The 11,729-nt window shown below is 50.2% G+C and carries 10 protein-coding genes, 1 tRNA gene and 1 pseudogene (1 of these 12 running past the window's edge); 10 read left to right on the top strand and 2 right to left on the bottom strand.

The features are described from left to right. The 4 genes and pseudogenes from dinB to prfH form a co-directional block, all read left to right on the top strand. Window positions 1–695: pseudogene (gene dinB, locus QZF50_RS13935) on the top strand (DNA polymerase IV) (it extends 362 nt beyond the left edge of the window). Continuing rightward, window positions 692–1,144 carry a GNAT family N-acetyltransferase gene (locus QZF50_RS13930; RefSeq protein ID WP_001059855.1) on the top strand — a complete coding sequence of 151 codons (453 nt, stop codon included), beginning with the start codon at window positions 692–694 and terminating at the stop codon, window positions 1,142–1,144. The pseudogene dinB and the gene QZF50_RS13930 overlap by 4 nt, the downstream one beginning before the upstream one ends. Window positions 1,145–1,389: 245 nt before the next feature. Continuing rightward, window positions 1,390–2,529: an RNA ligase RtcB family protein gene (locus QZF50_RS13925; RefSeq protein WP_000528869.1), complete on the top strand. Its 1,140-nt coding sequence runs from the start codon at window positions 1,390–1,392 to the stop codon at window positions 2,527–2,529. Beyond that, on the top strand, window positions 2,526–3,140 hold the full coding sequence (prfH, locus tag QZF50_RS13920) for a peptide chain release factor H (protein WP_000602112.1): 615 nt from the start codon (window positions 2,526–2,528) through the stop codon (window positions 3,138–3,140). The genes QZF50_RS13925 and prfH overlap by 4 nt, the downstream gene beginning before the upstream one ends. A gap of 56 nt (window positions 3,141–3,196) precedes the next feature. Here prfH and pepD read toward each other — a convergent pair whose 3' ends face one another. Continuing rightward, window positions 3,197–4,654 (bottom strand): cytosol nonspecific dipeptidase, encoded by a 1,458-nt coding sequence (gene pepD, locus QZF50_RS13915; RefSeq protein WP_001293016.1) that lies wholly within the window; start codon window positions 4,652–4,654, stop codon window positions 3,197–3,199. A 260-nt stretch (window positions 4,655–4,914) separates the two neighbouring features. Between pepD and gpt the strand changes: the two genes are divergently transcribed. The 3 genes from gpt (at window position 4,915) to crl (ending at window position 7,168) form a co-directional block, all read left to right on the top strand. Next, entirely contained in the window at window positions 4,915–5,373 is a 459-nt protein-coding gene (gpt, locus tag QZF50_RS13910) for a xanthine phosphoribosyltransferase (RefSeq protein WP_001291990.1), read from the top strand. Window positions 5,374–5,464: 91 nt separating this feature from the next. Continuing rightward, a complete protein-coding gene (gene frsA / locus QZF50_RS13905; RefSeq protein ID WP_000189539.1) occupies window positions 5,465–6,709 on the top strand; it encodes an esterase FrsA in 1,245 nt (414 codons plus the stop codon). 57 nt (window positions 6,710–6,766) lie between these two features. Next, entirely contained in the window at window positions 6,767–7,168 is a 402-nt protein-coding gene (crl, locus tag QZF50_RS13900; RefSeq protein ID WP_000174677.1) for a sigma factor-binding protein Crl, read from the top strand. A gap of 38 nt (window positions 7,169–7,206) precedes the next feature. Here crl and phoE read toward each other — a convergent pair whose 3' ends face one another. Further along, on the bottom strand, window positions 7,207–8,262 hold the full coding sequence (phoE, locus tag QZF50_RS13895; RefSeq protein WP_000749881.1) for a phosphoporin PhoE: 1,056 nt from the start codon (window positions 8,260–8,262) through the stop codon (window positions 7,207–7,209). A 287-nt stretch (window positions 8,263–8,549) separates the two neighbouring features. Between phoE and proB the strand changes: the two genes are divergently transcribed. The 3 genes from proB (at window position 8,550) to QZF50_RS13880 (ending at window position 11,108) form a co-directional block, all read left to right on the top strand. Next, window positions 8,550–9,653 carry a glutamate 5-kinase gene (proB, locus tag QZF50_RS13890; RefSeq protein WP_001285288.1) on the top strand — a complete coding sequence of 368 codons (1,104 nt, stop codon included), beginning with the start codon at window positions 8,550–8,552 and terminating at the stop codon, window positions 9,651–9,653. An 11-nt stretch (window positions 9,654–9,664) separates the two neighbouring features. Next, the gene (gene proA / locus QZF50_RS13885) at window positions 9,665–10,918 is read left to right on the top strand and encodes a glutamate-5-semialdehyde dehydrogenase (RefSeq protein WP_000893255.1); all 1,254 of its coding nucleotides are present in this window, start codon (window positions 9,665–9,667) and stop codon (window positions 10,916–10,918) included. A 114-nt stretch (window positions 10,919–11,032) separates the two neighbouring features. After that, window positions 11,033–11,108, top strand: a tRNA-Thr gene (locus QZF50_RS13880). Window positions 11,109–11,729 lie beyond the last annotated feature (621 nt).

The raw sequence follows: 11,729 nt of genomic DNA, 5'->3' as shown, positions 1-11,729 counted from the left end.
TCATCGCCCAGGAAATCCGCCAGACGATTTTCAACGAGCTGCAACTGACGGCATCTGCGGGCGTGGCACCAGTAAAGTTTCTCGCCAAAATCGCCTCCGACATGAATAAACCCAACGGTCAGTTTGTGATTACGCCGGCAGAAGTTCCGGCATTTTTACAAACCTTACCACTGGCAAAAATCCCCGGCGTCGGCAAAGTCTCGGCGGCAAAACTGGAAGCGATGGTGCTACGAACCTGCGGTGATGTACAAAAGTGTGATCTGGTGATGCTGCTTAAACGCTTTGGCAAATTTGGCCGCATTTTGTGGGAGCGTAGTCAGGGGATTGACGAGCGCGACGTTAACAGCGAACGGTTGCGAAAATCCGTCGGCGTGGAACGCACGATGGCGGAAGATATCCACCACTGGTCTGAATGTGAAGCGATTATCGAGCGGCTGTATCCGGAACTTGAACGCCGTCTGGCAAAGGTGAAACCTGATTTACTGATTGCTCGCCAGGGGGTGAAATTAAAGTTCGACGATTTTCAGCAAACCACTCAGGAGCACGTCTGGCCGCGGCTGAATAAAGCTGACTTAATCGCCACCGCGCGTAAAACCTGGGATGAACGCCGCGGCGGGCGCGGTGTGCGACTGGTGGGGCTGCATGTGACGTTGCTTGACCCGCAAATGGAAAGACAACTGGTGCTGGGATTATGAATAACATACAAATAAGAGACTATCAGCCTGGCGATTTTCAGCAACTATGCGCTATTTTCATTAGAGCGGTTACGATGACTGCCAGTCAGCATTATTCACCACAACAAATTGCCGCCTGGGCGCAGATTGACGAATCTCGCTGGAAGGAGAAACTCGCGAAATCACAAGTGCGGGTTGCAGTCATTAATGCAAAACTGGTCGGCTTTATTACCTGCGTTGAACACTATATCGATATGTTATTTGTTGACCCTGAATACACCCGCCGTGGGGTTGCCAGCGCTTTGTTAAAACCTTTGATTAAGTCTGAATCCGAACTTACGGTGGACGCAAGCATAACCGCAAAACCCTTTTTTGAACGTTATGGTTTTCAGACAGTTAAGCAGCAACGCGTTGAATGTCGGGGAGAGTGGTTTATTAATTTTTATATGCGTTATAAACAGCAACATTAAATCCAGCTTGCAATGAAAATAACGCAAGCCTAGTATGTGCGCGTTTTCTTATTCCACAAACTGCAAGGAGGTAAATCATGACAAATCCTTTATCAATGACTCTTTGCAGACCTTTCCAGGATTAATTCTTTTTTTCTTGCCCTGGATTCGTCTGCCATTTCCTGATTTTTTAATTGTTACTCTCAATAATTCAAGTCGCAACACATGCAACTTGAAGTATGACGAGTCTATTTACGGAATGGTATATGGGCAATTATATTCGTCCCTTATCCGATGCGGTATTTACCATCGCATCTGATGACCTGTGGATCGAGAGTTTAGCGATCCAACAATTACACACCACGGCAAATTTACCCAACATGCAGCGCGTAGTGGGGATGCCAGATTTACATCCCGGACGCGGCTATCCGATTGGCGCAGCGTTCTTCTCTGTTGGTCGTTTTTATCCGGCACTGGTCGGCAATGATATCGGCTGCGGTATGGCGCTATGGCAAACAGATATTCTCACTCGCAAATACAACGCCGATAAGTTTGAAAAGCGATTATCAGATCTGGATGACGTTGCTGAAGAAAGCTGGCTGGAGGAAAACCTGCCGTCAGCATTTGCACAGCATCCGTGGCGCAGCTCGCTTGGCTCTATCGGTGGCGGCAATCATTTCGCTGAACTGCAACAAGTTGATCAAATCATCAACGCTGAACTGTTTGCACTGGCAGGTCTGGATGCACAACATCTGCAACTGTTGGTTCATAGCGGCTCGCGGGGGGTGGGGCAGTCTATTTTACAGCGGCATATTGCCTCGTTCTCGCATCATGGTTTGCCTCAAGGCAGTGACGACGCGCTACGGTATATTGCGGAACATGACGATGCGCTGGCGTTTGCGTGTATTAATCGCCAGATGATCGCTTTGCGCATAATGCAACAAGTTAAGGCCACGGGAAGTCCGGTTCTGGATGTGGCGCATAACTTTGTTAGCGCGTGTCAAATCGGCGATCAACAGGGCTGGTTGCATCGTAAAGGTGCCACGCCGGATGACAACGGTCTGGTGATTATTCCCGGTTCACGTGGTGATTACTCCTGGATTGTACAGCCTGTTGCGAACGAAAAAACGCTCCACTCGCTGGCGCATGGGGCAGGGCGTAAATGGGGGCGCACCGAGTGTAAAGGGCGTCTGGCAGCGAAATACACGGCGACGCAACTCTCGCGTACTGAACTTGGCAGTCGGGTAATTTGTCGCGATAAACAACTCATCTTTGAAGAAGCGCCACAAGCCTATAAATCGGCTGAAAGCGTGGTGCAATGTCTGGTGCAGGCCGGTTTAATTATTCCTGTCGCGCGGCTGCGTCCGGTGCTAACGCTCAAAAACAGTGGAGGGAAAAAAGGATGATCTTGCTACAACTCTCCTCAGCGCAGGGGCCGGAAGAATGTTGTCTCGCAGTGAAAAAGGCGCTGGACAGGCTAATTAAAGAAGCTGCCCGACAAGACGTCGCGGTAACGGTGTTGGAAACAGAAACGGGCCGCTACTCTGACACGCTGCGTTCAGCCCTGGTTTCTCTGGATGGCGATAACGCATGGGCATTAAGCGAAAGCTGGTGCGGCACTATTCAGTGGATTTGTCCGAGTCCGTATCGGCCTCATCATGGGCGCAAAAACTGGTTTCTGGGCATTGGGCGTTTTACCGCTGATGAGCAGGAACAATCGGATGCAATCCGTTATGAGACGTTGCGTTCGTCGGGGCCGGGCGGTCAACATGTCAATAAAACCGACTCGGCGGTACGCGCCACGCATTTGGCATCCGGTATTAGCGTGAAGGTTCAGTCAGAGCGTAGTCAGCATGCTAACAAGCGGCTGGCACGATTGCTGATTGCCTGGAAGCTGGAGCAGCAGCAACAGGAAAATAGCGCGGTGCTGAAATCGCAGCGGCGAATGTTCCATCACCAGATTGAACGTGGCAACCCGAGACGGACATTTACAGGGATGGCTTTTATCGAAGGATAATGAAGGATGAAACTGCCGGAAGGCGATTAAACGCCATCCGGCAGCAAATCAAATAATTACTTCGCCGGAATTTCTTTCAGCAGTTCAGTCAGCAGTGTCCAGTAATGACCTACGCTTTCGATGTGAACTTGCTCATCCGGAGAGTGTGGACCGGTGATAGTTGGCCCGATAGAAACCATGTCCATTTCCGGATACGGTTTTTTGAACAGACCACATTCCAGGCCCGCGTGGATAATCTGGATGTTCGGTGTTTTGTTGAACAGACGCTGATAGGTTTCACGTACCAGATGCATCACCGGAGAATTAGCGTCCGGCTGCCAGCCAGGATATGCGCCTTTCGCTTCGGTTTTCGCGCCAGCTAGTTTACCCAGCGAATCCAGCATGCTCACCACGTAGTCTTTACCGCTGTCGATCAGTGAACGGATCAGGCAGTGAATTTCTACGTTATTGTCAGTCATGGTCACCACACCGACGTTCAGGGAGGTTTCGACCACACCTTTTGCCACGTCGGAATTGCGGATCACACCGTTCGGGGTGGCGTTCAGCAGACGAATAAAGGTATCGCGAGATTTCGCAATCAGGGCAGCTTTATCGTTCGCTACAGAGTCCAGCAACAAGGCCAGATTTTTCTCTTTCTCTGCCAGCTCGTTTTTCAGGATCTCCTGATAGGTATTCACCAGAGATTTCAGGACGTCGACTTTATCAGCTGCGACAGCAATGGTCGCAAAGGCTTCACGCGGGATGGCGTTACGCAGTGTGCCGCCGTTGAAATCGATAAGGCGCAGATCCAGTTCTTCCGCATGACCCGCCAGGAAGCGCACCAGTAGTTTGTTGGCATTACCCAGGCCAACGTGGATTTCACCGCCGGAGTGACCGCCTTTCAGACCTTTTAAGGTTAACTTGAAGGTTTCAAAACCAGCTGGAACCGCTTCACGATCTAAATGCAGGTTGGAGGTGAAGTCGATACCCCCCGCACAACCCATGTAGATTTCACCTTCTTCTTCGGAGTCGGTGTTAATCAGAATATCAGCCTGCAACCAGTTGCTCTGTAAGCCGAACGCACCGTCCATACCGGCTTCTTCGGTCATGGTCAGCAGCACTTCCAGCGGGCCGTGAACCACGTTTTCGTCAGCCAGAACCGCCAGCGCAGACGCCATACCAATGCCGTTATCTGCACCCAGCGTGGTGCCGCGCGCTTTAACCCATTCGCCATCAATATAAGGCTGGATAGGATCTTTCGTGAAGTCATGCACGGTGTCGTTATTTTTCTGCGGCACCATATCGAGGTGGGCCTGTAAGACGACCGGTTTACGATTTTCCATACCTGCGGTAGCAGGTTTACGAATCAGGATATTACCTACCTGATCGCGTTCGACATGGAAACCTTTCTCTTTTGCCCAACCAACAATGTATTCAGCGAGTTGCTCTTCATGATAGGACGGGTGAGGAATAGAACAGATTTTGGCAAAAATATCCCACAGCGGCTGTGGAGATAATTGAGACAGTTCAGACACGTTAAGTCTCCTTGTCGATCACCCGCAAAACAGTATTGCAGGTCACAGGGTTAGCAGAAAATGTTGTCAACACAAGACAGGCTTGCGAGATATGTTTGAGAATACCACTTTATCCCGCGTCAGGGAGAGGCAGTGCGTAAAAAGACGCGGACTCATGTGAAATACTGGTTTTTAGTGCGCCAGATCTCTATAATCTCGCGCAACCTATTTTCCCCTCGAACACTTTTTAAGCCGTAGATAAACAGGCTGGGACACTTCACATGAGCGAAAAATACATCGTCACCTGGGACATGTTGCAGATCCATGCACGTAAACTCGCAAGCCGACTGATGCCTTCTGAACAATGGAAAGGCATTATTGCCGTAAGCCGTGGCGGTCTGGTACCGGGTGCGTTACTGGCGCGTGAACTGGGTATTCGTCATGTCGATACCGTTTGTATTTCCAGCTACGATCACGACAACCAGCGCGAGCTTAAAGTGCTAAAACGCGCAGAAGGCGATGGCGAAGGCTTCATCGTTATTGATGACCTGGTGGATACCGGTGGTACTGCGGTTGCGATTCGTGAAATGTATCCAAAAGCACATTTTGTGACTATCTTCGCAAAACCGGCTGGTCGTCCGCTGGTTGATGACTATGTTGTTGATATCCCGCAAGATACCTGGATCGAACAGCCGTGGGATATGGGCGTCGTATTCGTCCCGCCAATCTCCGGTCGCTAATCTTTTCAACGCCTGGCACTGCCGGGCGTTGTTCTTTTTAACTTCAGGCGGGTTACAATAGTTTCCAGTAAGTATTCTGGAGGCTGCATCCATGACACAGGCAAACCTGAGCGAAACCCTGTTCAAACCCCGCTTTAAACATCCTGAAACCTCGACGCTAGTCCGCCGCTTTAATCACGGCGCACAACCGCCTGTGCAGTCGGCTCTTGATGGTAAAACCATCCCTCACTGGTATCGCATGATTAACCGTCTGATGTGGATCTGGCGCGGCATTGACCCACGTGAAATCCTCGACGTCCAGGCACGTATTGTGATGAGCGATGCTGAACGTACCGATGATGATTTATACGATACCGTGATTGGCTACCGTGGTGGCAACTGGATTTATGAGTGGGCCACCCAGGCGATGGTGTGGCAACAAAAAGCCTGTGCGGAAGAAGATCCGCAACTCAGTGGTCGACACTGGCTGCATGCGGCTACGTTGTACAACATTGCCGCCTATCCTCATCTGAAAGGAGATGACCTGGCCGAGCAAGCGCAGGCTTTATCAAACCGCGCCTATGAAGAGGCCGCCCAGCGTCTGCCGGGCACGATGCGGCAGATGGAGTTTACCGTACCCGGCGGTGCGCCCATCACCGGCTTTTTGCATATGCCGAAAGGCGATGGCCCGTTCCCGACAGTATTAATGTGTGGTGGTCTGGATGCGATGCAGACGGACTATTACAGCCTGTATGAACGTTATTTTGCGCCGCGCGGCATTGCGATGCTGACTATTGATATGCCGTCGGTGGGCTTTTCTTCAAAATGGAAGCTCACCCAGGACTCCAGCCTGTTGCATCAGCACGTCTTAAAGGCGCTGCCTAACGTACCGTGGGTGGATCACACTCGCGTCGCGGCCTTTGGTTTCCGTTTCGGCGCTAACGTTGCCGTGCGTCTGGCATACCTTGAATCGCCGCGTCTGAAAGCGGTTGCCTGTCTTGGTCCGGTAGTTCATACCCTGTTGAGTGATTTTAAGTGCCAGCAACAGGTGCCGGAAATGTATCTTGACGTTCTGGCGAGTCGTTTGGGGATGCATGATGCTTCCGATGACGCGTTGCGCGTGGAGCTGAATCGCTATTCATTAAAAGTGCAAGGATTGCTGGGACGTCGCTGCCCAACGCCAATGTTATCAGGCTACTGGAAGAACGATCCGTTCAGCCCGGAAGAGGACTCACGCTTAATCACCTCATCATCTGCTGACGGTAAATTATTAGAGATCCCATTTAACCCGGTGTATCGGAATTTTGACAAAGGTCTTCAGGAAATCACCGGCTGGATCGAAAAACGCTTGTGTTAAAAATTTGCTAAATTTTGCCAATTTGGTAAAACAGTTGCATCACAACAGGAGATAGCAATGACGTTACCGAGTGGACACCCGAAGAGCAGATTGATCAAAAAATTTACCGCACTAGGCCCGTATATTCGTGAAGGTAAGTGCGAAGATAATCGATTCTTTTTCGATTGTCTGGCTGTATGCGTCAACGTGAAACCGGCACCGGAAGTGCGTGAATTCTGGGGCTGGTGGATGGAGCTGGAAGCGCAGGAATCCCGTTTTACCTACAGCTACCAGTTTGGTCTGTTCGATAAAGCAGGCGACTGGAAGAGCGTTCCGGTAAAAGACACTGAAGTGGTTGAACGACTGGAGCACACCCTGCGTGAGTTTCACGAGAAGCTGCGTGAACTGCTGACGACGCTGAATCTGAAGCTGGAACCGGCGGATGATTTTCGTGACGAGCCGGTGAAGTTAACGGCGTGAGTGAAATGTGCCGGATGCATCACATCCGGCAATAATCATTAAAACTGATAGGTCATGCCAACCGCGACAATATCATCATTATTAATATTCAATTTGTTATCGCTATCCAGTTGGTTGATTTTATAATCAACAAACGCTGACATATTTTTGTTGAAATAATATGTAGCCCCGACATCGATATAATTGACCAGATCTTCATCACCGATACCTTCAATATCTTTCCCTTTCGATAAGACATAACCCAGCGATGGACGCAGACCAAAGTCAAACTGGTATTGAGCGACCGCTTCAAAGTTCTGTGTCTTATTGGCAAAGCCGCCAGTTATTGGCGTCATTTTGCGTGTTTCAGAATAAAAAGTTGCCAGATAAATATTATTGGCATCGTATTTCAGACCTGTTGCCCATGCTTCTGCACGCTTGCCAGTGCCACGGCTTTGCAGGTTCTGCTCGTTGGTGCGATCTGAGTTGGTATAGGCACCACTAATGGCGAAATCGCTGCCGCCAAAGTCATATGTCAATGACGTGCCGAAGCCATCGCCGTTTTGCTTTTTAACGTCGCGGTTTTCGTTTTTCCCTTGATATTGCAGGGTTAAGTTCAGGCCATCGATAACGCCGAAGAAGTCGGTGTTCCGATACGTCGCCAGACCGCTGGCGCGTTTGGTCATAAAGTTGTCGGTCTGCGCCGAGGAGTCGCCACCAAATTCCGGGAACATATCGGTCCAGGCTTCCACGTCATACAACGCGCCCAGGTTACGGCCATAGTCGAAAGAACCCAAATCTTTATACTTCAATCCGGCAAAAGCGAGACGCGTTTTTTGCTGTGCAGTATCACTCTCCGCTTTATTTCCGGCAAACTCCGCTTCCCAACGGCCATAGCCAGTCAGTTGATCGTTAATTTGTGTTTCGCCTTTAAAACCAAAACGGATATAACTCTGGTCGCCATCTTTACTGTCGTTATCACTCATATAATGCATGGCTTTAACTTTGCCATAGACATCCAGTTTATTACCGTCTTTGTTATATATTTCTGCGGCCTGTACGGATGCAGATGCCACAATGCCCATCACCACTAATGCCAGAGTGCTCTTTTTCATTTTCATTCCTGATTTTAATTAACGCGCGAATATTCAGCGGGAGAGCCCCGTTGAAAACAGGAAAGTTTTTAACCTGAGATTGTTAAAGATATATTACAGATTAATAATATTCTTAAAATGTGGTAATTTATTAAATCTGTAATAAAAGCGTAAACAACTGCCGCTAGGCTTGCTGATCCCGCGCAACAAAACGCCATGCTTTGCTTGCAGATGGTTGGCAACCGACGACAGTCCTGCTAAAACGTTCGTTTGATATCATTTTTCCTAAAATTGAATGGCAGAGAATCATGAGTGACAGCCAGACGCTGGTGGTAAAACTCGGCACCAGTGTGCTAACAGGCGGATCGCGCCGTCTGAACCGTGCCCATATCGTTGAACTTGTTCGCCAGTGCGCGCAGTTACATGCCGCCGGGCATCGGATTGTTATTGTGACGTCGGGCGCGATCGCCGCCGGACGTGAGCACCTGGGGTACCCGGAACTGCCAGCGACTATCGCCTCGAAACAACTGCTGGCGGCGGTAGGGCAGAGTCGACTGATTCAACTGTGGGAACAGCTGTTTTCGATTTATGGCATTCACGTCGGGCAGATGCTGCTGACCCGTGCTGATATGGAAGACCGTGAACGCTTCCTGAACGCCCGCGACACTCTGCGTGCGTTGCTCGATAACAATATCGTTCCGGTAATCAATGAGAACGATGCTGTCGCTACGGCAGAGATTAAGGTCGGCGATAACGATAACCTTTCTGCGCTGGCGGCGATTCTGGCGGGTGCCGATAAACTGTTGCTGCTGACCGATCAAAAAGGTTTGTATACCGCTGATCCGCGCAGCAATCCGCAGGCAGAACTGATTAAAGATGTTTACGGCATTGATGACGCACTGCGCGCGATTGCCGGTGACAGCGTTTCAGGCCTCGGAACTGGCGGCATGAGTACCAAATTGCAGGCCGCTGACGTGGCTTGCCGTGCGGGTATCGACACCATTATTGCCGCGGGCAGCAAGCCGGGCGTTATTGGTGATGTGATGGAAGGCATTTCCGTCGGTACGCTGTTCCATGCCCAGGCGACTCCGCTTGAAAACCGTAAACGCTGGATTTTCGGTGCGCCGCCGGCGGGTGAAATCACGGTAGATGAAGGGGCAACTGCCGCCATTCTTGAACGCGGCAGCTCCCTGTTGCCGAAAGGCATTAAAAGCGTGACTGGCAATTTCTCGCGTGGTGAAGTCATCCGCATTTGCAACCTCGAAGGTCGCGATATCGCCCACGGCGTCAGTCGTTACAACAGCGATGCATTACGCCGTATTGCCGGGCACCACTCGCAAGAAATTGATGCAATACTGGGATATGAATACGGCCCGGTTGCCGTTCACCGTGATGACATGATTACCCGTTAAGGAGCAGGCTGATGCTGGAACAAATGGGCATTGCCGCGAAGCAAGCCTCGTATAAATTAGCGCAACTCTCCAGCCGCGAAAAAAATCGCGTGCTGGAAAAAATCGCCGATGAACTGGAAGCACAAAGCGAAATCATCCTCAACGCTAACGCCCAGGATGTTGCTGACGCGCGTGCCAATGGCCTTGGCGAAGCGATGCTTGACCGTCTGGCACTGACGCCCGCACGGCTGAAAGGCATTGCCGATGATGTGCGCCAGGTGTGTAACCTCGCCGATCCGGTGGGGCAGGTAATCGATGGCAGCGTACTGGACAGCGGCCTGCGTCTTGAGCGTCGTCGCGTACCGCTGGGGGTTATTGGCGTGATTTATGAAGCGCGCCCGAACGTGACGGTTGATGTCGCTTCGCTGTGCCTGAAAACCGGTAATGCGGTGATCCTGCGCGGTGGCAAAGAAACGTGTCGCACTAACGCTGCAACGGTGGCGGTGATTCAGGACGCCCTGAAATCCTGCGGCTTACCGGCGGGTGCCGTGCAGGCGATTGATAATCCTGACCGTGCGCTGGTCAGTGAAATGCTGCGTATGGATAAATACATCGACATGCTGATCCCGCGTGGTGGCGCTGGTTTGCATAAACTGTGCCGTGAACAGTCGACAATCCCGGTGATCACAGGTGGTATAGGCGTATGCCATATTTACGTTGATGAAAGTGTAGAGATCGCTGAAGCATTAAAAGTGATCGTCAACGCGAAAACTCAGCGTCCGAGCACATGTAATACGGTTGAAACGTTGCTGGTGAATAAAAACATCGCCGATAGCTTCCTGCCCGCATTAAGCAAACAAATGGCGGAAAGCGGCGTGACATTACACGCAGATGCAGCTGCACTGGCGCAGTTGCAGGCAGGCCCTGCGAAGGTGGTTGCTGTTAAAGCCGAAGAGTATGACGATGAGTTTCTGTCATTAGATTTGAACGTCAAAATCGTCAGCGATCTTGACGATGCCATCGCCCATATTCGTGAACACGGCACACAACACTCCGATGCGATCCTGACCCGCGATATGCGCAACGCCCAGCGTTTTGTTAACGAAGTGGATTCGTCCGCTGTTTACGTTAACGCCTCTACGCGTTTTACCGACGGCGGCCAGTTTGGTCTGGGTGCGGAAGTGGCGGTAAGCACACAAAAACTCCACGCGCGTGGCCCAATGGGGCTGGAAGCACTGACCACTTACAAGTGGATCGGCATTGGTGATTACACCATTCGTGCGTAAATAAAACCGGGTGATGCAAAAGTAGCCATTTGATTCACAAGGCCATTGACGCATCGCCCGGTTAGTTTTAACCTTGTCCACCGTGATTCACGTTCGTGAACATGTCCTTTCAGGGCCGATATAGCTCAGTTGGTAGAGCAGCGCATTCGTAATGCGAAGGTCGTAGGTTCGACTCCTATTATCGGCACCATCTTTCTTAATAAAATCATCTCGTTACCATTGCATTGTTTTGCTTTTCTTAACACGAATGTGCATTTTTGCGCGTTGTTAGTGTGGCAAAATTGTGGCAGGTACAGTGAGATTGTGTGTGGCTCAATGCAAGGGTATGCTAACAGCATGTGTTACCTTATCGCTCCCGCCTATTTGTCTTTTGAGCATTAAGGGCTTTAAGTCATGGATGCTGTCAGTACAGGTCAGTGCCTGCACGCTTGGCTCTAAAGGATGTTACAACAAAGACATACATTCAAACACTTTTAGTCAACCATTTGTATCTTTGCGTTTACTTGACAACCCGTTTGCATTTTACTTGGTCATCTCTAACATAAACGTTGCTAAATTGATAGGTAGCTTAGAGCGTATAGCAGACGCTCGCCATTGATACGCCGTGGATGTAGCTAGTAATGCTGTTTGCTAATTAATGGGGAACAGTCAGATATGTTTGACTGCTCGACTAACTCACGTATATGTGACAAAGTGCACAGAAAATATGAACAAGGGCTCCATACATTTAATTTTCAATAAAAATCTTTTAACTAATTGAATTTATTGATATATTAAGTATCAATGGCAGTTGGGTTATAAGACAGCCTTC

It is taken from the genome of uncultured Escherichia sp., assembly GCF_948475835.1.
Taxonomy (GTDB): Bacteria; Pseudomonadota; Gammaproteobacteria; order Enterobacterales; family Enterobacteriaceae; genus ECMA0423.
Note: the sequence above shows the minus strand (reverse complement) of the source record. Positions and strands in the feature narration are given on the sequence as shown.